The sequence below is a fragment of the Corynebacterium maris DSM 45190 genome (assembly GCF_000442645.1).
Taxonomy (GTDB): Bacteria; Actinomycetota; Actinomycetes; order Mycobacteriales; family Mycobacteriaceae; genus Corynebacterium; species Corynebacterium maris.
This window is the reverse complement of record NC_021915.1, coordinates 466721-485562: the sequence shown is the minus strand read 5'-3', so window position 1 is coordinate 485562 and position 18842 is coordinate 466721. Positions and strand designations below refer to the sequence as shown.

The 18842-nt window shown below is 67.2% G+C and carries 19 protein-coding genes; 11 read left to right on the top strand and 8 right to left on the bottom strand.

Annotated elements, in window-relative coordinates:
• The first annotated feature begins 175 nt into the window (after window positions 1-175).
• Window positions 176-1687, top strand: coding sequence for an acetyl-CoA hydrolase/transferase family protein (locus B841_RS02295; protein WP_020933872.1), 1512 nt, complete (start codon window positions 176-178; stop codon window positions 1685-1687).
• Here B841_RS02295 and B841_RS02290 read toward each other — a convergent pair.
• The gene (locus B841_RS02290; RefSeq protein WP_041631703.1) at window positions 1684-2688 is read right to left on the bottom strand and encodes an o-succinylbenzoate synthase; all 1005 of its coding nucleotides are present in this window, start codon (window positions 2686-2688) and stop codon (window positions 1684-1686) included. The genes B841_RS02295 and B841_RS02290 overlap by 4 nt on opposite strands.
• Window positions 2689-2765: 77 nt before the next feature.
• On the opposite strand from B841_RS02290, the gene B841_RS02285 reads away from it, so the two are divergent.
• The 3 genes from B841_RS02285 to B841_RS02275 are packed head-to-tail and all read left to right on the top strand — an operon-like array spanning window position 2766 to window position 4296.
• Window positions 2766-2987: a hypothetical protein gene (locus tag B841_RS02285; protein ID WP_020933870.1), complete on the top strand. Its 222-nt coding sequence runs from the start codon at window positions 2766-2768 to the stop codon at window positions 2985-2987.
• A gap of 35 nt (window positions 2988-3022) precedes the next feature.
• On the top strand, window positions 3023-3328 hold the full coding sequence (locus tag B841_RS02280; protein ID WP_020933869.1) for a 4a-hydroxytetrahydrobiopterin dehydratase: 306 nt from the start codon (window positions 3023-3025) through the stop codon (window positions 3326-3328).
• An 11-nt stretch (window positions 3329-3339) separates the two neighbouring features.
• Complete coding sequence (locus tag B841_RS02275) at window positions 3340-4296, top strand: 1,4-dihydroxy-2-naphthoyl-CoA synthase (RefSeq protein WP_020933868.1); 957 nt, start codon at window positions 3340-3342, stop codon at window positions 4294-4296.
• Window positions 4297-4332: 36 nt separating this feature from the next.
• Here B841_RS02275 and B841_RS02270 read toward each other — a convergent pair whose 3' ends face one another.
• A complete protein-coding gene (locus tag B841_RS02270) occupies window positions 4333-5691 on the bottom strand; it encodes an HNH endonuclease (RefSeq protein WP_020933867.1) in 1359 nt (452 codons plus the stop codon).
• Window positions 5692-5855: 164 nt separating this feature from the next.
• Between B841_RS02270 and B841_RS02265 the strand changes: the two genes are divergently transcribed.
• Complete coding sequence (locus B841_RS02265; RefSeq protein WP_020933866.1) at window positions 5856-6215, top strand: alkylphosphonate utilization protein; 360 nt, start codon at window positions 5856-5858, stop codon at window positions 6213-6215.
• Here B841_RS02265 and B841_RS02260 read toward each other — a convergent pair.
• On the bottom strand, window positions 6212-7399 hold the full coding sequence (locus tag B841_RS02260; protein ID WP_020933865.1) for a YkvI family membrane protein: 1188 nt from the start codon (window positions 7397-7399) through the stop codon (window positions 6212-6214). The genes B841_RS02265 and B841_RS02260 overlap by 4 nt on opposite strands.
• A 111-nt stretch (window positions 7400-7510) precedes the next feature.
• Between B841_RS02260 and B841_RS13815 the strand changes: the two genes are divergently transcribed.
• Entirely contained in the window at window positions 7511-7963 is a 453-nt protein-coding gene (locus B841_RS13815; protein ID WP_020933864.1) for a DoxX family protein, read from the top strand.
• A gap of 15 nt (window positions 7964-7978) precedes the next feature.
• Window positions 7979-9115 (top strand): o-succinylbenzoate--CoA ligase, encoded by a 1137-nt coding sequence (gene menE, locus B841_RS02250; RefSeq protein WP_020933863.1) that lies wholly within the window; start codon window positions 7979-7981, stop codon window positions 9113-9115.
• An 18-nt stretch (window positions 9116-9133) separates the two neighbouring features.
• Here menE and B841_RS02245 read toward each other — a convergent pair whose 3' ends face one another.
• Window positions 9134-9991, bottom strand: a complete 858-nt coding sequence (locus B841_RS02245; protein WP_041632012.1) for a hypothetical protein — start codon at window positions 9989-9991, stop codon at window positions 9134-9136.
• A 74-nt stretch (window positions 9992-10065) separates the two neighbouring features.
• Here B841_RS02245 and B841_RS02240 point away from each other — a divergent pair, with 74 nt between their 5' ends.
• Both B841_RS02240 and B841_RS02235 read left to right on the top strand, forming a co-directional pair.
• Window positions 10066-10965 carry a 1,4-dihydroxy-2-naphthoate polyprenyltransferase gene (locus tag B841_RS02240; protein WP_020933861.1) on the top strand — a complete coding sequence of 300 codons (900 nt, stop codon included), beginning with the start codon at window positions 10066-10068 and terminating at the stop codon, window positions 10963-10965.
• Window positions 10965-11897: an AEC family transporter gene (locus B841_RS02235; protein WP_020933860.1), complete on the top strand. Its 933-nt coding sequence runs from the start codon at window positions 10965-10967 to the stop codon at window positions 11895-11897. The genes B841_RS02240 and B841_RS02235 overlap by 1 nt, the downstream gene beginning before the upstream one ends.
• Here the strand turns inward: B841_RS02235 and B841_RS02230 are convergent.
• On the bottom strand, window positions 11894-12217 hold the full coding sequence (locus B841_RS02230; RefSeq protein WP_041631702.1) for a DUF4229 domain-containing protein: 324 nt from the start codon (window positions 12215-12217) through the stop codon (window positions 11894-11896). The two genes, B841_RS02235 and B841_RS02230, sit on opposite strands and share 4 nt — an antisense overlap.
• Window positions 12218-12298: 81 nt before the next feature.
• Here B841_RS02230 and B841_RS02225 point away from each other — a divergent pair, with 81 nt between their 5' ends.
• Complete coding sequence (locus B841_RS02225; protein ID WP_020933858.1) at window positions 12299-12574, top strand: hypothetical protein; 276 nt, start codon at window positions 12299-12301, stop codon at window positions 12572-12574.
• On the opposite strand, the gene B841_RS02220 is transcribed toward B841_RS02225, so the two are convergent.
• A complete protein-coding gene (locus tag B841_RS02220) occupies window positions 12571-12828 on the bottom strand; it encodes a helix-turn-helix domain-containing protein (RefSeq protein ID WP_020933857.1) in 258 nt (85 codons plus the stop codon). The genes B841_RS02225 and B841_RS02220 overlap by 4 nt on opposite strands.
• A gap of 106 nt (window positions 12829-12934) precedes the next feature.
• Here B841_RS02220 and B841_RS02215 point away from each other — a divergent pair, with 106 nt between their 5' ends.
• Window positions 12935-16102: a beta-phosphoglucomutase family hydrolase gene (locus tag B841_RS02215; RefSeq protein WP_041631701.1), complete on the top strand. Its 3168-nt coding sequence runs from the start codon at window positions 12935-12937 to the stop codon at window positions 16100-16102.
• Window positions 16103-16109: 7 nt separating this feature from the next.
• Here the strand turns inward: B841_RS02215 and ccsB are convergent, their stop codons facing one another.
• Complete coding sequence (gene ccsB / locus B841_RS02210) at window positions 16110-17117, bottom strand: c-type cytochrome biogenesis protein CcsB (protein ID WP_020933855.1); 1008 nt, start codon at window positions 17115-17117, stop codon at window positions 16110-16112.
• Between the two features lie 79 nt (window positions 17118-17196).
• On the bottom strand, window positions 17197-18807 hold the full coding sequence (locus B841_RS02205) for a cytochrome c biogenesis protein ResB (RefSeq protein WP_052337790.1): 1611 nt from the start codon (window positions 18805-18807) through the stop codon (window positions 17197-17199).
• Window positions 18808-18842 lie beyond the last annotated feature (35 nt).

Below are 18842 nucleotides of genomic sequence, written 5' to 3'. Positions count from 1 at the left end.
AGGTATGGCGCGAGTGTAACAACTCAGGAACAATGGGGGCCACAGTCGCCCGGAAAGGAGATTCGTGCCACAGGCAACTACCAGTATTGCTGATGTCACTGGTCTCGCAGCCGACGACGAGGCCACCCAGTCCGACGGCTGGCTCGACTAAACCCATCACAAGGAGAACCTTTCAATGTCCGACCGCATCGCCAATAGCCACCTGCGCTCTCTAGTCATGTCCGCGGAGGAAGCCGCCGAGCACATCAACGACGGCGACACCATCGGCATGTCCGGCTTCACCGGCGCCGCCTACCCGAAGGCCCTGCCCACCGCCATCGCCGAGAAGGCCAAGGCGTTCCACGGCCGCGGCGACGACTTCAAGGTCAACGTGCTGACCGGCGCCTCCACCGCCCCGGACGCCGACGGCGTCATGGCCGAGGCCGACGCCATCAACTTCCGCATGCCGTACCAGTCCGACCCGGTCATGCGTAAGAAGATCAACGCCGCCGAGATGAAGTACCAGGACGTCCACCTCTCCCACTCCGGCCTGCAGGTCGAGCAGGGCTTCTTCGGCAACATCGACGTCGCCATCGTCGAAGTCGCCCGCATCACCGAGGAAGGTCACCTCATCCCCTCCTCCGGCGTGGGCAACAACATCGAGTACCTGGAGGAGGCCGACAAGATCATCCTCGAGGTCAACTCCTGGCAGTCCCTCGATCTGGAAGGCATGGCCGACATCTATCGCGTGCCGCGTCTGCCGAACCGCACCCCGATCCCGATCAACAACGTCGGCGACCGCATCGGCACCCCCTACATCCAGATCGACACCGACAAGGTCGTCGCCATCGTCGAAACCGACGCCCCGGACCGCAACTCCCCCTTCAAGGAGCCGGACGAGGTGTCCAAGCAGATCGCCGGCAACTTCCTCGAGTTCCTCGAGGCCGAGGTCGCCGCGGGCCGCCTGACTTACGACCGCTTCATCATGCAGTCCGGCGTGGGCAACGTCCCCAACGCCGTGATGGCCGGCCTGCTCGACTCCAAGTTCGAGAAGATCACCGCCTACACCGAGGTCGTCCAGGACGGCATGCTGGACCTGATCGACGCGGGCAAGATGACCGTCGCCTCGGCCACGTCCTTCGCCCTGTCGCCGGAGTACGCCGACAAGATGAACCGCGAGGCCAAGAAGTACCGCGAGCACTTGGTGCTGCGCCCGCTGCAGATCTCCAACTCCCCGGAGGTCATTCGCCGCATGGGCCTGATCGCCTCCAACGGCATGATCGAGGCCGACATCTACGGCAACATCAACTCCACCCAGGTCGGCGGCTCCCGCATCATGAACGGCATCGGCGGCTCCGGCGACTTCACCCGCAACGCCTTCGCCTCCACGTTCATCTCCCCGTCGGTGGCCAAGGACGGCGCCATCTCCGCGATCGTGCCGTTCGCCTCCCACATCGACCACACCGAGCACGACGCCATGGTGATCATCACCGAGTACGGCTACGCCGACCTGCGCGGCCTGGCTCCGCGCGACCGCGTGGCCAAGATGATCTCCGTCGCGCACCCGGACTACCGTCCGCTGCTCGAGGAGTACTACGAGCGCGCGCTGAAGAACCCGCACCAGCAGACCCCGCACGACCTGCGCACCGCTTTCGATTTCCACATCAACCTCGCCGAGCGCGGGTCGATGAACTCCTTCGAAAGCTAAAGCCAGGCGTAGGACTCGCGCACCCGGTCGAACCACCAGTCCCGGCGCTCGGCCGACGCCGCGAGTTCACTCACGCGGGCCGGGTCCGGTTGGACGGGCGCCACGCTCATCCAGCCGTCGACGATCTCGCGTGGCTCGGCGACGTCTTCGGCGAATAGCCTTTGCGTGGCCAGACCCGCGGCGGCGGGGGCGACGTCGAGTCCGTCGTCGTCCTCGTACACCGGCAGCGCCGCCACCGCGGCCAGGCCGGCGTTGACGCCGACGGCCGTGTCCAGCGCGGACGCCACCGTGACGTCCATGTAGCGCGCCCGCAGGTCGGCGGTCAGGTCGACCACACGGCGCACCCCGCCGAGCGGGGCCACCTTGACCACGGCCACGTCCGCCGCCCGTTTCTCCGCCACCAGGTAGGGGTCCTCGGCGCGGCGGATCGATTCATCCGCGGCGACGCGGCAGAAAACACCGGAACGCTGTAGCTGGCCACGGACCTCGGCGAGCTCGTCGACCGTGTCCACGGGCTGCTCCATGTAGTCCAGCGGCCCCAACTCCCGCGCGGCCGTCACCGCCTGTTCGACGCTCCAGCCGCGGTTGGCGTCGACGCGGATCACCGCGCCGGGCACCAGGTCGCGGACGGCCTGGACGCGGGCGACGTCGTCGGCGAGTTCCTGTCCCGGCTCGGCGACCTTGACCTTGAACACCCGGCATCCCGGGTAACGGGCGATGATCTTCTCCACGTCGGCCGCAGGCACCGCCGGAATGGTGGCGTTGACCTCCGCATGGGTGCGGTTGGCCGGAGGAAAGCCCTCGAAGGCGGCCTCGACGCCCGAACGCAGCCAGGCGGAAGACTCCTTCGCGCCGTACTCCAGGAAGGGCGAGAATTCGCCCCACCCCGCGGGGCCGTCGATGAGCAACGCCTCGCGGGTCATCACGCCGCGGAATTTCACCGCCATCGGTAGGGCGACGACATGGGAACGCTCGAGGATCTCATCAACAGTCGGTCTCATGTCCCCCAGCGTAACGCTGCGCCCCGGTACGCTGATCAATAAGAAAGACCGCCCCCGCACGGAAGGTTCTTATTATCATGAAACGTCGTATCGCAACCGTCATCGCAGCTCTGTCGCTGTCCGTCGCCGCCATGCCCGCCGCCACCGCCCAGCCGGCCTTGAGCGCCGACGTTTCCGCCGCCGCGGAAGGCGCCGTACAGGGCTCCGCGGGCGTCGCGTTCCTCATCGCTTTCATCGGCACAAACCTCTCCAGTCTTTTCCTCCCGATCTGCTCGATGCTCAACACCACGCACTGTTAGTGGCGGGCGGCGCCCGATCTCTGGACAATGGGGGCATGAGCGATCCGAAGCAGATCCTGTCCCCCAACGATGTCCGCGACGCCGACCTCACCGGCTGGAAGCAAGTCGATCAGGCCCTGGAGGCCACGTTCGACACCGGTGACTTCGCCACCGGCCTGAAACTGGTCAACCTGCTCGGCGAATCCGCCGAGTCCGCCAACCATCACCCCGACGTCACGCTGACCTACCCGGCCGTCGCCGTGACGCTGACCAGCCACGACGTCGGCGGCGTCACCAGCCGGGACATCGATTTGGCCCGCGTCATCACCGAACACGCCGAGTCTTTGGGAGTCAGCGCCTAAGCTTGTGATCCATGAGCTACAGCACTGAACAGCCCTTCGACCCCACCCAGTGGAAGGTCGTGGAGGGATTCGAGGACTTCACCGACATCACCTACCACCGCCATGTGGGCGCCACGCGCGCCGACGGCACCGTGCGCATCGCGTTTGACCGCCCCGAGGTGCGCAACGCCTTCCGGCCGCACACGGTTGACGAGTTATACCGCGCCCTGGATCACGCCCGCATGAGCCCGGACGTGGGCGTGGTGCTGCTGACCGGCAACGGCCCCAGTGAGAAGGACGGCGGCTGGGCGTTTTGCTCGGGTGGCGACCAACGCATCCGCGGGCGTTCCGGCTACCAGTACGCCAGCGAGCACACCGCCGACGACGCGGCGGCGGATGAGTCGACCATCGACAAGAACCGGGCCAAGGCCGAGGGCGGGCGTCTGCACATCCTCGAGGTGCAGCGGCTGATCCGCACCATGCCAAAGGTGGTCGTGGCCGTGGTCAACGGTTGGGCCGCCGGCGGCGGGCATTCGCTGCACGTGGTGTGCGACCTGACGATCGCCTCGCGCCAGGAGGCGAAGTTCAAGCAGACCGACGCCGACGTCGGTTCCTTCGACGCCGGCTACGGGTCGGCGTACCTGGCGAAGATGGTCGGCCAGAAGTTCGCCCGCGAGATTTTCTTCCTGGGCCGGAGCTACGACGCGGAGACGATGCAGCGCATGGGCGCAGTCAACATCGTCGCCGACCACGCGGAGCTGGAGGCGGAGGCCATCCAGGTCGCCCGCGAGATCAACGGCAAGTCCCCCACCGCTCAGCGCATGTTGAAGTTCGCGTTCAACCTCACCGACGACGGACTCATGGGCCAGCAGGTCTTCGCCGGCGAAGCGACCCGCCTGGCCTACATGACGGACGAGGCGGTCGAGGGCAAGGACGCGTTCCTGCAGAAGCGGGACCCGGACTGGGATCAGTTCCCCTTCTACTACTAGGACGGGATTTTCTGCAGCTGCAGAAAGTCCCCGCCCCTAGAGTTTTTCTGCAGCTGCAGAATTTTCCTCCGGGTCGTCGTCGAAACTGATCATGGGTTCTTCGTCCCAGTTGAGCGTCGGCCCCACGGGACACGGCCGCTTGTGCCGGTCGAGGGTGGATTCTGTGGCGGCGTCCCGGACCGGCAACCCACGGTTTTTCGACACGTAGACGCTGCCGTCGCGGAAGGAAAAGCGCAGATCAGCGGGGCTCGCGGGGTCAAAGGCGAAGGTGACCAGGCCGTGCGTCACCAATGAGTGGCAGGCGGAACACAGCGGCACCAGGTTCTCCGGATCCGTCGCGCCGCCGCGGGAAAATTCCTGCAGGTGGTGGAATTCCAGGAACCGGGTGTGGTTGCAGCCGGGCATGGCGCACTGGAACAGCCAACGGGCGAGCAGCGCGGTTTCCTGCCCATGGGAGATGAGACGGCGGGCGCGCCCCATCTTCATGGTCACGCCTTTGGAGTCGAGCAAATGTCCGCGGAACTCCCCGTTGAGCAACGTGGAGATCAAGGCGTCGGCGGGCGCCGCCGGATTGGACGGCATGAACGCATGTCCGTCCTCGGTGAGCATCACGTGGACCTGGGCACCCGGCGCGCGGCGCGTGCTGGTGCGGGCGCACCGGGCGAGGTTGATCATTCCGAACAGCCCGGAGAGCAGATTGGAATTCAGCGGCGGTCCGAAGCGGGTGACCGCAGGCGTGTCCCCGGGCTCTTCCGCTTCTTTCGGGGCGTCTGCTTCGTCGAGGAGATCGCCCAAGGCGTCGTCGTCGGCGAGCAGGTCCTCGTCGACGTCCGCGAGGTCCCGCAGGTTGGCGAGTTCCCCGGTTTTGAGTGCCGCGGCAAAGGCCGCGCCCATCTCGGGGCTGAGGTCGCCGGTGAAGCGGTATCGCCCGGTTTTCTTGTCGATCCAGATCCGGAAGGAGTCTCGTTCCGGGTCGGCTCCACCGCCACCTTGATCACGCCCGGCGAGCGCCAGTTCGAGTTCGCTGTAGGACAGGGACAGCGCCAGGGAGAGCAGCTCCAGCTCATTGGCGACGGTGAGGTGGCGCAGCAGCCGCACCTGCGAGTACGTCAGTTCCGCGTCCCGGAAGGCGGCGGCGATGACGGGAAATTTCGCCACCCCCTTGCCGATCCGAAGGTATTCGTAGGCGGTTTTGTCCGCGAGCCGGAATGTTCGGCCCAGCCACCGCATGGTGGAGGGTGCGCCGGCGTCGCGCGCGAGCCCCCGGACGTCGAATTCCGCCAGGGAGAGGAGGAACTCGGCTTTCTGACGGGTCATTTCGTCGTGGGCGTGGGTCAGTCGGTGCAACAGGTCGTCGTTGGTCAGTTCTTGGGCGGTGGCGAGCAGGGCGGTCATGGATTTCCCCCCGAAGTCGAACGCCTTTTCGCTTACGCCACCAGCCTAACCAGACAGGCGACACATCACCACGATTTATAGAACTTATTTTCGAACACGTGCCCTCCGCCGACTACGCCCCACATTCGACACACGGGAAGGCCACCGCAGGCTATGGTGAGGCCATGTCAGATCACATTCCCCCGTGCCCAGAGTGCGACAGCGAATACACCTACGAGGACGGCTCCAGCGTCGTGTGCCCGATGTGCGGCCATGAATGGATCCCCGGCGCCGCCGATGACGCCACCGCCGCGGAGGAGGCCGCCCCTACTTTCCGCGACGCGGTGGGCAACGAGCTCATCGACGGCGACACCGTCACCACCACCGAAAACCTGCCGGTCAAGGGCGGCTCCCCGATCAAGCGCGGCACGAAGGTCGCCAAGATCAAGCTTCTCGACGTCCCGGTCAACGGCCACGACATTTCCGCGACCGTGCCGGGCGCAGGCCAGATGTACTTGAAGACCTCCGTGGTCAAGAAGGTCTAGCGCCCGTCGCGCACCGCGGTGCGAATCTGGGTCTCGTCCAAGTTGGAGGCGTCGACCTCCGCCATGAACTCGTCTTCGCGACCGGCCAGCCACAGGTCGCGCAGACGCAGACGACGGTCGGACTCGGCGGCGATGCGGCTGCGCTCCCGGACCCAGGCGACGAGCATGATCGCGATGAGCAGCAGGCCGATGTAGCCGAGGATCGGGTAGACGTAGCCGACGAGGTTGCGGAACCCGAAGAAGGACAGCAGGAAGCCGACGCCCACGGAGCCGAAGTACCAGAGGCGGAAGCGCTCGGGGCGGTTGACGGACAGCCGCTTGGCGAAGGCGTAGAACATGCCCAGCGCGGTGTTGAAGATCATGCCGTAGACCGCGATCGCCATGACCTGGCCGAGCGCCGGGTGGACGTCGTTGATCAGGGTGAGCATGGGAAGTTCGTCGTCGCCGACGGTCTCCACCGCGAGGAAGAGCGTGACCGCGGAGACGGCGATCAGCGCCGAGAGCAGCAGGCCGCCGAGCAGCCCGCCGCGGCCGGCGACCTGCGGGCTGAACATGCTGCCGCCGATGACGATCGCCATGGACACGGCCACCATGAGGTTGAAGCCGACGTAGTTGACGGCGGCCACGGACCAGTGCGGCATTGTGGAACCGACCTCCAGGGCCGCGGCGTTGAGCTCGTCGACGGGGCCGCGGTCGACGAAGAAGATCACGTACAGGCAGGCGACGGTGATGAAAACGATGATGAACGGGGTGATCGCGCCGATGACGGTGGTGACCTTGTCCACGTCGAGGAACCCGGCGGCCAGCACGAGCGCCACCATGATCAGCGCGCCGACCCACACCGGCCAGCCCCACTGCTGGTTGAGGTTGGAACCGGCGCCGGCGAACATCACGAAGCCCGTGGAGAACAGGGTGATCAAGACGCCGAGGTCCAGCAGGCGGGAGAAGGTGGGGTTGGCGATGCGGTCGAAGACCCTGCCGTGCTCGGTGGCGCGGAAGTAGCTGCCGAGCTGCAGGATGATCAGCGCCATCACGCTCATCACGACCGCGGCGATCGCCACGCCCCACATGCCGTTGAGGCCGAAGCCGACGAAGTACTGCATGATTTCTTGGCCGGAGGCGAAGCCTGCGCCGACGATGACGCCCACGAAAGCGAGGGCGACACGGAGAATTTGTCCAAGCATGGGAGAGATCATACTCCGATCGTCCACAGAGTGATCCGGAACACCCTCATCCGCGCCTCTCCAAAACTTCAATATTTGAAATTTAAACATAACCGTGTATCGTCTCGTGACATGTCAACAACAAATAATGCCCCCACCCTGCTCGCCCGCCTCGTCATCGGCGTCATCCTCATCGCGCACGGCTACGAGAAGTTCGCCATCTCCGGCATCGAAGGCATCGCCGGTTTCTTCGATTCCATCGGCGTGCCGCTCGCCTCTGTGGCCGCCCCACTGACCGCCGCCTTCGAGATCCTCGCCGGCGTCATGATCATCCTCGGTCTGTTCACCCGCGTCATCTCCGCCCTGACCGCCGTCCTCATGCTGCTCGCCGCCCTCTTCGCACACCTCAGCGCAGGCATCTTCGTTGCCGACGGCGGCTGGGAACTCGTCGGCGCGATCGGCGCGGCCGCCCTCATGTTCACCGCCGCCGGCGCCGGCGCCTACTCCCTCGACCATGCGATCAAGGGCCGCCGCTCCGCCAACCCCGTCACCGCCGCCACCCCTGCCGACTACGCCACCGTTTAGCTACGATCACAAGGTGTGACCCACACCCTGGAACTCCTGCCCGTTGACCCCCACCGCCCGGCCGCCATCCTCAGCGACCTGGAGGAGGCGATCAGCGGGCAGCGCTCGTTCCTGCCCGTGCCCGCCCACGACCGCACCCGCACCGATCAGTTGCGCACCACCTTGTCGCCGGGCACCGACATCGACGCCGGCGTCGCCCTGGTCGTCGCCACCTCCGGCTCCACGGGCCGGCCCAAAGGCGCACAGCTGACCCCGGTCAACCTCGTCGCCAGCGCGGACGCCACGCATCAATTCCTCGGCGGCCCCGGCCAATGGCTGCTGGCCATGCCCGCCCACCACATCGCCGGCCTGCAGGTGCTGGTGCGCTCCCTAGTCGCGGGCGTGGACCCGCTGACCGTCGACGTCTCCGCCGGCTTCCACGTACTCGACTTCGCCGACGCCGCCGCCGAGCTCGCCCGCACCGGCGACCGCCTCTACACCTCGCTGTCGCCCATGCAACTGGCCAAGGCGATGAACTCCCTCGCCGGCATCGAGGCGCTGCGCGTGTTCGACGCCGTCCTCGTGGGCGGCGCCGCCACCAACCCGCGGCTGTTGACCGCCGCCCGCGAACTGCGCATCCACGTCGTGACCACCTACGGCTCCTCCGAGACCGCCGGCGGCTGCGTCTACGACGGCGCGCCCCTGCCCGGCGTAAAAATCCGCGTCGACGACGGGCGCATCACCCTCGGCGGACCGATGATCGCCGCCGGCTACCGCGGCCTGCCCGGCCACGAGGCCTTCGCCGAGGAAGGCTGGTTCCGGACCTCCGACGGCGGGGAGCTTGTCGACGGCCACCTCACCGTCACCGGCCGACTCGACGCGGTCATCGACTCCGGCGGCCTGAAACTGCACCCCGAGGTACTGGAAAAAGAAATGCTCTCGCTGCCGGGCGTGGACGGCGCGTGCGTCGTCGGCATCCCCCACGAGCGCTTCGGCCAGGCCATCGTCGCCGCCTACGAAGGGTCCGCGGAACGTGCGGACGTGCTCGAGGGGCTGGATCACCTGCCACGGTGGCAGATCCCGAAGGACCTGCGCCGCGTGGAGAAACTTCCGGTGACCGGACCCGGCAAGGTGGATCGGCAAGCGGTCACACGGCTATTTTCTGGCGACTGACCGGCGCTGCACGCCCGGTCACGGGACGGCCGCCCACAATTCGTCGACGTCCGCCTGCCCGTACGTCACCGCGATCTGCCGGTCGTTGCCGCCGCCGAAGGTGTTGCGCACCGCCAGCGTGCCCACCTGCGTGGCCGGCACCACCGGAAAGTTCTGCGACGCGGAGTACACCTGCCGGACCAGGTGCCCGGAACGCAGCTCGCACAGATGCAGCCACACGTCGTCGGCGCGCGGGGACACCTGCAAGAAACGCTCCCCCTGCGCCACCACGTACTCGATGAACGCCGCCGGGTACAGCACGCCGGACACGCCCGTGGCGAAGTTCAACGGCGACGCCAACGTGTTCGTCACCTGCCCCCACTTCCGGTACGGCTGCACCGCACCCGCACGCATCATGATCCGGTGCGCCCGGTACGCCCACACCGCCTCCGGCTGCTCGTCGGCGGCCTCGCGCAACCGCTCCAGGAACCACGGAGGATAGATGACGTCGTCGTCGACCGTGACCACCCGCGTCCCCGCGCCGGCCACCTCACGAAACATCCCCCAATACTTGGTGTGCGGCCCGTAGCTGCCGTCGGAACAGCGCACCTGCAGGCCGCGGGCGGCCAGCCGCCGCAACGGCGCCGGCCACGCGGACTCGTAGTCCCCGCGGTCGAGCCACAACACGATCGGCGCCCGCACGCTGCCCCGGGCGATCGACTCGACCGCCAGATGCACGTACTTCAACCGCGCCCCGTGCGTGGTCAACGACACCACGACCTCCCCCGAGACGGGAATGTCGACACGGCACGTGCGGTTTCTGGCCGCCAACGAGGCCAGCGCCGCCGCCGTCCACACAGAGCGCAGCCCCTGGCCGAGCCCGTACCGAATCCACATCTTCACCGCGTCAACTCTAGCCTCGCCCCGACCCGTCACCACACCGCCCGTCGACATGGGCGACAATGGGAGGCATGTCCGAAGCACGTCACTACCCCGCAACGGCCCGCGACTGGTGGCAGGCCGCCCGCCCCCACACCTGGGCCAACGCCTTCTCCCCCGTCATCGCCGGCACCGGCGCCGCCGCCTTCTCCGGCGGCCACCACTGGGGCCGCGCCCTGCTCGCGTTCATCGTCGCGTGGGCGTTGATCGTCGGCGTCAACTACGCCAACGACTACTCCGACGGCGTCCGCGGCACCGACGAAGACCGCACCGGCCCGGCGCGGTTGACCGGCGGGCGCCTGGCCGATCCCGCCCACGTGAAACGGGCGGCGTTCGCGGCCTTCGGCGTCGCCGGGGCGGCCGGGATCGCGTTGAGTCTGTGGTCGGCGTGGTGGCTGATCGTCTTCGGCGCGCTGTGCATCCTCGCCGCGTGGTTCTACACCGGCGGCAAAAACCCCTACGGCTACCGCGGGTTGGGTGAGGTCGCCGTCTTCGTGTTCTTCGGCCTCGTCGCGGTGTTGGGCACGGAGTTCACCCAGTCGGGGCGTGTGACCTGGGTGGGGCTCGCCCTGGCGGTGGCGGTCGGCGCGATCTCCGCGTCGGTGAACCTGGCCAACAACATCCGCGACATTCCCTCGGATGCGGAGACCGGCAAGATCACCCTCGCCGTGACACTCGGCGACGCCCGCGCCCGCCAGCTGTTCACCACCTTGTCCACCGCGCCCTTCGTCGTCTCCGTGCTGCTGATCCCCGCCTTCTGGCCCGCCGTCATCGGCGCGCTGGCGTCCCCGTTGGTCTTTCCCGGCATCCGCCGCATGAACCAGGGTGCGACCGGCAAGGACCTCATCCCGGTGATCGGCTCCAACGGCAAGGCCATGCTCGCCTGGTCCGTGCTCACCGCCGGCGCGTTGTTCGTGGGGGGTCTCGCCTGATGCAGGGCGTCCTCACTGGTTTCGCGATTATTTTCGCGGTGATCTTCGTCGGTTGGGCACTGTCCAAGCGGGGCGTGATCGGGGCCGGCAACCAGCGGCTGATGTTCAACCGGGTGGCGTTCTACGCGGCCACCCCGGCGTTGATCTTTTCGTCGGTGGCGGTCTCCGACCCGCAGTTCTTCCTCTCGCCGGTGGTGTTGGTGGTCAGCGGGGCGACGATCCTGACGTCGGTGATTTATGTGGTTCTGTCGCGGATGTTCTTTCGCCAGGACGTGCCCACCACCACGATCGGCGCCGCCGGGGCCAGCTACTACAATTCCGTGAACATCGGCCTGCCCGTGAGCATCTACGTGCTCGGCAACGCCACGCACGTGATCCCGACGCTGCTGGTGCAGATGGCGCTGTTCACCCCGGTCATCCTCGCGTTCCTCGGGTCGGATTCCGGGGAGGGGACGCCGCTGCAGCAGACCTGGAAGTCGGTGCGCGACGCCGTCCTCTCCCCCGTCGTGCTGGCGTCGGTGGCGGGCCTGCTCGTCGCGGTCTCCGGGGTGACGATCCCGCAGCCGGTGATGGAGCCGCTGGAGATCCTCGGCGGCGCATCCATCCCGATGATCCTCATGAGCTTCGGCGCCTCGCTGACCGCGGGCGGGGTGTTGGCGTCGAAGGAGCACCGCCCCGGCGCGATCACGGCGACGGTGCTCAAGGTGGCGGGGATGCCGCTGGTCTCCTGGTTGCTCTGTCTGGCGTTCGGCGTGGGCCCGGAGTTGACGTACGCGGCGGTGATTTTGTCGGCGCTGCCGACGGCGCAGAACGTGTACAACTACGCGGCCACGTATCAGCGCGGGGAGACGATCGCGCGCGACACGGTCTTTTTGACCACGTTCTTGTCGATGCCGGCGATGGTGGTCATCGCCTTGCTGTTCGGACGTTAGCGGCGGGAGAGTTCGTCGCGGACCCACTGTTTGCGGGCCTTGCGCTGGGCGGACCAGGCGGCGACGGATTCGGTGGCTTCGACGCGCATCTTCGGGAAGATCAGCATCGACAGCGGGAAGGCCACGATCAGCGCCAGCAGGGCGGTCATGACCAGGGGGACGGGGGCGTCGATGAGCATGGCCGCCACCTGGATGATGACGGTCAGCACGATGAACAGCGCCAGCCGGGCCAGGCCGTATTTCACGGCGGCGCGGTTGGCCTTCTTGCGGACCTCGGGATCCAGCTGCGGGGCCTCGGGGGAATTCACAGGGTCAGTCACACTGCTCTACCCTAGTCGGGCTTCCGGACCGGAAACCAAGCCACGTAGAATGGGGGTTCATCTACTAGGAGGTGCCCAACCGTGGGACGACTGTTGCTGATCCTGCTGATTGTGGTCGCCGTCGTGCTCCTCTGGAAAGCTTTCGGCCCGGGCAGCCGCAAGCGGACCGGGGAAGTCGACGCCGCTGCGCCACGCCCTGCCGTCAAAGGACCGGACGACGACGAAGAGTTTTTGTGGAACCTGGAGAAGCAGCGCTTCAAACAGCGTCGTGAACAGGAAGCCCGTGATGAGGCGGCCCGCTTGGAGGAGGAACGCCGACGCCAGCGGGAACGTCGTGACGAGGAACCGGGGAACTAGCCTTCGGCCAGCTCCAGCCGCAGGCCGAGGACGTCCGCCACGGCGATGACTTTCTCCCAGCGCACGCCGCTGCCGCCGTGTTCGAGGGTGTGCAGGGTGGAGCGGGACACGCCCGCCTTATTCGCCACATCCTGCTGCAGCAGACCTAATTCGCGGCGGCGTTCCGCGAGTTGGCCGCCGAGGGCTTGGAGGACAGGGTCGTCGCTCGCCGGTTTGCCGATCTTTTTCCTCGGCACCGACTGCTGTTTGTTCATCGGTTCCACAGGAAGAAGCCTACCGAAAAATACGTCATGCAAGTGTGATCTTTTTTCTCCGTAAAATAAGTGGAACATTGTCTGGTCGAGAAAGGATCATCCCCCAGTGAACCCATCCCGAGCCCTGCCTTCTGCAGTTTTGTTCGACATGGACGGCGTCATCACCGACACCGCGGCGGTCCATGCGGTCGCGTGGAAACGACTTTTCGACGACGCCCTCCTCCGTGAAGGCATCGACGTCGAGCCTTTCGACGCGGTCGAAGACTACCGCGCCCACGTCGACGGAAAAGCCCGTGAACAAGGCGTGCGCTCCTACCTGGCGGCCCGGGGCGTGGACATCGCTGAGGGCACCCCGGAAGACGCGCCCGGGACGTTCACCGTCTACGGCTTAGCCGCCGAAAAACAGCACCATTTCGACCGGGAGCTCTCCGTGGGCGGGGTGCGCGTCTTCGACGACGCCGTCACCCTGATCCGCCAGCTCCGCGACGCCGACGTGCCCGTCGGCCTGGTCACCTCCTCGCGCAACAGCGTCACCGTGCTGAACAAGGCCGGGCTGCTCGACCTTTTCGACGTCCGCGTGGACGGCAACACGGCCATCGAACGCAACCTGCCCGGCAAACCCCGGCCGGATCTCTTCCTGCACGCCGCTGAGCAGCTCAGCGCCGATCCCGTGGCCACGGTCGTCTTCGAGGACGCCCGCTCCGGCGTGGAGGCCGCCTTCGCCGGACGTTTCGGCCTCATCGTCGGCGTCGCCCGCGACGGGGCCGACGGCCACGACCTCTGGGAGGCGGGCGCCGACCGTGTCCTGCGCACCATCGGCACCATCGACCTCACCCTCGGCTGGGACAAGAGCAAGGGCCCGCGCCCCGACCCGCATTTGCTCGCCTTCGACGACTACGACCCGGAGAACGAGCGCCACCGCGAAGCGCTCTTCGGCACCGGCAACGGCTACTGGGGCTCCCGCGCCTCCCTGCCCGGCACCGTCGACGACGGCGTCCATTACCCCGGCACCTACCTCGCCGGCGTCTACAACCGGGTGCAGACGGACCTGACGGACACCGCCGGGATCATCGCCGAAACCGAACACATCATCAACGCGCCCGACTGGACCTACCTGCGCGTGACCGACAAACAGGGGCATCGGCTGCTGCCCTCCGACGACACGCTGTTGGACTACCGCCAGGAACTGTCCATGGACACCGGGATCTCCCGGCGCATCATCCGCCGCCGCGACGCCGAGGACCGGGTCACCACCGTCGTCGTCGAGCAGCTGCAGTCCATGTCGGACGCCCACACCGCCGCCCTGCGCGTGATCGTCCACCCCGAAAACTGGTCCGGGGCCATCACCGTGGTCTCCGCCGTCAACGGCGACGTGCGCAACCGCAACGTCACCGACGACCATTCCCTGGAGACCCGGCACCTGAGCACCCCGGTCAAGCACCACCTCGACGGCCGCACCGTCTTATTGGAGACCCAAACCAAACAATCGGACGTGGACATCGCGATCGCCACCCGCACCACCGTCCGCCCCTCTTTCGGCGCCCCCGTCAACGGCACCGAAGCCGACGACGCCTGGCTGGTCGGCCAGTCCTTCACCGTCGACGCGATGGCCGGGCGAGACGTCGTCATCGAAAAGCTCGCCTCCGCCGCCACCTCCCGCGACCGGGCGCTGTCCACCCCGCTGCGCGACGCCGAGAAGCGCATCATGCGCATGCCCGACTACGAGGAGCTCGTCTCCGCCCACTCCCGCCGCTGGGAACGGCACTGGAAAGTCTTCGGCATGAAGCTGCCCACCGGCCGCACCGACGCCCTGGCCCTGTCGTTCAACGCCTTCCACGTCCTGCAGAACACCGCCCTGGTCAACCGTGACCTGGACGCCGGCACCCCCGCGCGCGGCCTCTACGGGGAGGGCTACCGCGGGCACATCTTCTGGGACGAAATCTTCGTCTACCCGATGCTCACCATGCGCCAGCCCGCCCTGACCCGCGCGCTGCTGCTGTACCGCTACCGGCGCCTGGACGAGGCCCGCCAGATGGCCGACCAGGAAGGCCTGCGCGGCGCCCGTTTCCCCTGGCAGTCCGGCTCCGACGGGCGCGAGGAAACCCCCAGCCAGCTGTACAACCCCATGAACGGGGAATGGATGGCCGACAATTCGCACCACCAATACCACGTCGGGCTGGACGCCGCCTACAGCGTCTGGCAGTACTACCAGGTCACCGGGGACCTGGCCTTCCTCACCGACGTCGGCGCCGAACTGCTCATCGAAGTCGCCCGCATGTTCGCCTCCAAGGCCACCTACGACCCGGAGACCGACCGCTACTCCATCGCCGGGGTGATGGGACCCGACGAATTCCACGACGGCTACCCCGACGCCCCCGGCGAGGGTTTGCGCGACAACGCCTACACCAACGTGCTGGCCTCCTGGGCCTTGTCCCGCGCCCGCATCGCCCTCGGCCACCTCGACCCGCACGTCGCCGCCTCCCTACGCGACCAGCTGGGCCTGACCCACGCAGAAATCGAGGAGTGGGACCACATCGCCCGCCGCCTGCGGCTGGTCTTCCACGAAGACGGGGTGCTCAGCCAATTCGACGGCTACGAGGACCTCAAGGAATTCGACTGGGAGGGCTACAAGGAAAAGTACGGCGACATCGGCCGCCTCGACCTGATCCTGGGGTCCGAGGGCGACAGCCCCAACGCCTACAAGGTGTCGAAGCAGGCCGACACGGTCATGCTCTTCTACCTCTTCTCCGCCGACGAGCTCGGCGCCCTGCTCGCGCGCATGGGCTATCGGATGTCCCGCGACGAGGTGGCCCGCACGATCAACTACTACTACGACCGCAGCTCGCACGGCTCCACGCTGAGCGAATTCGTCCACGCCTGGGCGTTTAGCCGCTGCGACCTGGACAAGTCGTGGCGCATGTACCAGGACGCGCTGTTGGCGGACCTGGAAAACAGCAAGGGCAGCTCCACCGGGGAAGGCATCCACCTCGGCGTGATGGCCGGCACCGTGGACATGCTCATCCGCGCCTACAGCGGGCTGCAGATCCGTGGCGACGACCTGGTCCTCGACCCGAACGTGCCCAGCGCGGTGCCGGAACTCGAGTTCCAGATCCATTTCCGCGGCCAGCCGGTGCAGATCATCGTGGAACAGGACGAGGTGTCCCTGGAGCTGCACCGCGGCAGCCAGCTGCCACTGAACGTGGTGGTGCGCGGCGTGCACCGCAAGCTCAACCCGGGCGAGCGCTGGGTGGCCCCGCTGCCACTACGCGAGTGACGGCGGGTTAGTTCAGGCCCGCGTAGGAGTGCAGCCCGGAGACCACCATGTTGATGAAGAAGAGGTTGAAGATCATGGTGGCCAGCGCGACGATGTTGATGATCGCCGCCTTCCAGCCCTTCCAGCTCGGGGTGGCGCGGGCGTGCAGGTACGCGGCGTAGAGCACCCACGTGATCAACGAGACGGTCTCCTTGGGGTCCCAGCCCCAGAAGCGGCCCCAGGCGCTCTCCGCCCAGATGGCGCCGAGCAGGATGCCCAAACCGAAGGTGGGCAGGGTGATGATCGCCGCGCGGTAGGCCAGGGTGTCCAGCTTCTTCGCCGTGGGCAGCGGCTTGGCCAGGGCGCCGAAGAAACCGGACTCCTGGCCCGGCGCCTGCCACAGGCGCAGCAGATACAGCAGCGCCGCCACGCCGGAGACGATGCCGACGGAGGCGCCGATGGCGACGGTGGAGACGTGGATGGGCAGCCAGTTGGACTGCAACGCCGGGACGACTGGGGCGGACTCGGCGTACAGGTCGGTGCCGCCGTAGAACATCAGGGCCAGCATCGGGGTCAGGATCCACGGCCACAGGGAGCGCCAGGACCGGCGATGCAGGGCAATGGCGGCGGCGACCATGACGCCGAGCGTGATGCCCAGCATGTATTCATACAGGTTGCTCAGGGGGAAGCGATCCACGGCGAAACCGCGCACCACCCAGGCGACGGCGTGCAGGACGATGCCCAGCCACACCAGCGACTGCGTCATCCCGGCGAGCTTGTCGGCGCCGCGTTCGCGCTTGTCCAGCTCCTCGTCCGGCATCGAGGGAAGGTCGGTCGGCGTGGAACCGCCCCCGCCGCCGACGGCCACCAGCTCCTTGTGCTCCACCTGCGCGGCGGCGCGTTCCCGGCGGGCGTCGATGACGCCCTGCATCCGGCCGTAATAGAACAGCGCCAGGAACAGGGCGACGACGTAAACGACGAACGCCGACTGGAAAGCCAGGTCCGAGAAATTTGAGAGAGTCTGATTGACAGGCATGTGGCGGGATCCCTCGATCTATGTGTAGTACCTACTGGGTGACGCTACCCCACCTTTCGGAGGGGCTCCAACCCCCGAATTAGCGAGGTGCGACGTTAATGATGTCGTCGTCGACGAGGCCGTCTTCCTCCACCTCGTCGGCGTCCGGCAGCTCGAGGATCGAGCGGCCGATGCGGTCGAACTCCGGCCCCCAGCCGGCGCGGTCGGTGCGGGCGAGCCCGCCCATCTCCACCTGCGTGCCGCCGTCGGCGCCCGGGGTCAGGCGCAGGAAGATGCGGCGACGCTTGATGGTCAGGGAGCCGACCAGGGCGACGAGCATCGTCACCGTGGAGATCAGCACCCAGACCTGGAAGGGGTCGTGGGAGACCTGGTAGTTGGCGAACTCTGCGGCGCCGTCGAAGGTGATGACGGTGCCGTCGTCGAGCGTGACGGACTCGTCCTGCTCCAGGTTGACGCGCTCAATGCGCTGCAGCTGGCCGGAGTGGATCAGCGTCGGGTCGAGCTCGAAGATCGACTGGGCGCGGCCGGTGTCCAGGCCCGCGTCGCCGCGGTAGACGTCGATGGCCACGGCCGGGTCGCGCATCTGAGGGAATCCGGAGGTCAGCAGCTCGCCGTTCTCGCCCTCCCACTGCGCGGTCGGGGCGAACAGGCCCTGGATCGCGAGCTGGTTCTGCCGCCGCTCGTACAGGTCCGGGAACACGCCGGCCGGCGGGTCGAAGCGCATCACGCCCGAGGACAGGAAGAAGGTCGGGTCGGTGGGTTCCCACTGGACCATCTGGGTGCGGGTCTCCCCGTCCGGCCAGGTCACGGTGAACTGCGGGGCGAAACCGTGGCCCTGCAGGTAGACGCGGTCGCCGGCGACGCGCAGCGGGTGGTTGACCTGCAGCTGGTAGTCCTCCCAGGTCTCCGGGTCGGTGGTGATGTCCTCGCCGACGGCGTAGGAGATGTCCGAGGTGAACATCTCGGCCTGCCCGTTGGGCAGGTAGTCGGCGTGGAAGTTGTGGCTGATGAAGCAGAAGGGGTGCAGGCCGGTGCCGTCGAAGATCGGGCCGGCGCGGAAGGAGTCGTAGTTGGCGGTCGAGGTGTTGCAGAACTCCTGCGACTGCTCCACGTCCACCGCGTACGGCGACTGGGAGTCCGTGACGACGATGGCCTGACCCTCGTAGCGCACCATCGCGCCGGCGGCCATGGTCAACATCATCGCCACCAACGCCAGGTGGAAGATGAGGTTGGCCAGCTCGCGGCCGTAGCCCTTCTCCGCGGAGATCGAATACGCGCCCGCCCGGTCCTCCTCCGGGGAGTACTCGGAGACGTGCCAGCCCTTGAGCTGTTTCAGCGCGGTGGCCTTGATGTCGTCGAAGTCGCGCTCCGTCGTCCCGACGTGGTGCAGCGGGAGGCGGCTCAGGTGCCGCGGCGCGCGGGTCGGCGGGGTGCGGTACGCCTTCCAGTGATCCAGGGAGCGCGGGACGATGCAGCCGACCAGGGAGATGATCAGCAGCACGAAAATCGCGACGAACCAGGGCGACTCGAACACGTCGAAGAAGTGCAGCCGGTCGTAGATCTCGGCGACCCGGCCGTTGCTCTCGAGGTAGTCGTTGACGTTGGATTCGTTGAGGCTGCGCTGCGGGAGCAAGGCCCCCGGGATCGAGGCCAACGCTAACAGGAACAACAGCGCCAGGGCGGTGCGCATGCTGGTCAACCAGTGCCAGGCTTTCTTCACCCAGG

What these genes read in the sequence shown, in the direction of transcription:
- B841_RS02240 (WP_020933861.1), top strand. Translation starts at nt 10,066, where the DNA reads ATGTCCGAAGCACGTCACTACCCCGCAACGGCCCGCGACTGGTGGCAG.
- B841_RS02270 (WP_020933867.1), bottom strand. Translation starts at nt 5,691, where the DNA reads ATGACCGCCCTGCTCGCCACCGCCCAAGAACTGACCAACGACGACCTG.
- B841_RS02275 (WP_020933868.1), top strand. Translation starts at nt 3,340, where the DNA reads ATGAGCTACAGCACTGAACAGCCCTTCGACCCCACCCAGTGGAAGGTC.
- B841_RS02260 (WP_020933865.1), bottom strand. Translation starts at nt 7,399, where the DNA reads ATGCTTGGACAAATTCTCCGTGTCGCCCTCGCTTTCGTGGGCGTCATC.
- B841_RS02265 (WP_020933866.1), top strand. Translation starts at nt 5,856, where the DNA reads ATGTCAGATCACATTCCCCCGTGCCCAGAGTGCGACAGCGAATACACC.
- B841_RS02220 (WP_020933857.1), bottom strand. Translation starts at nt 12,828, where the DNA reads ATGAACAAACAGCAGTCGGTGCCGAGGAAAAAGATCGGCAAACCGGCG.
- B841_RS02285 (WP_020933870.1), top strand. Translation starts at nt 2,766, where the DNA reads ATGAAACGTCGTATCGCAACCGTCATCGCAGCTCTGTCGCTGTCCGTC.
- B841_RS02235 (WP_020933860.1), top strand. Translation starts at nt 10,965, where the DNA reads ATGCAGGGCGTCCTCACTGGTTTCGCGATTATTTTCGCGGTGATCTTC.
- B841_RS02245 (WP_041632012.1), bottom strand. Translation starts at nt 9,991, where the DNA reads ATGTGGATTCGGTACGGGCTCGGCCAGGGGCTGCGCTCTGTGTGGACG.
- B841_RS02205 (WP_052337790.1), bottom strand. Translation starts at nt 18,807, where the DNA reads ATGCGCACCGCCCTGGCGCTGTTGTTCCTGTTAGCGTTGGCCTCGATC.
- B841_RS13815 (WP_020933864.1), top strand. Translation starts at nt 7,511, where the DNA reads ATGTCAACAACAAATAATGCCCCCACCCTGCTCGCCCGCCTCGTCATC.
- B841_RS02290 (WP_041631703.1), bottom strand. Translation starts at nt 2,688, where the DNA reads ATGAGACCGACTGTTGATGAGATCCTCGAGCGTTCCCATGTCGTCGCC.
- B841_RS02295 (WP_020933872.1), top strand. Translation starts at nt 176, where the DNA reads ATGTCCGACCGCATCGCCAATAGCCACCTGCGCTCTCTAGTCATGTCC.
- ccsB (WP_020933855.1), bottom strand. Translation starts at nt 17,117, where the DNA reads ATGCCTGTCAATCAGACTCTCTCAAATTTCTCGGACCTGGCTTTCCAG.
- B841_RS02280 (WP_020933869.1), top strand. Translation starts at nt 3,023, where the DNA reads ATGAGCGATCCGAAGCAGATCCTGTCCCCCAACGATGTCCGCGACGCC.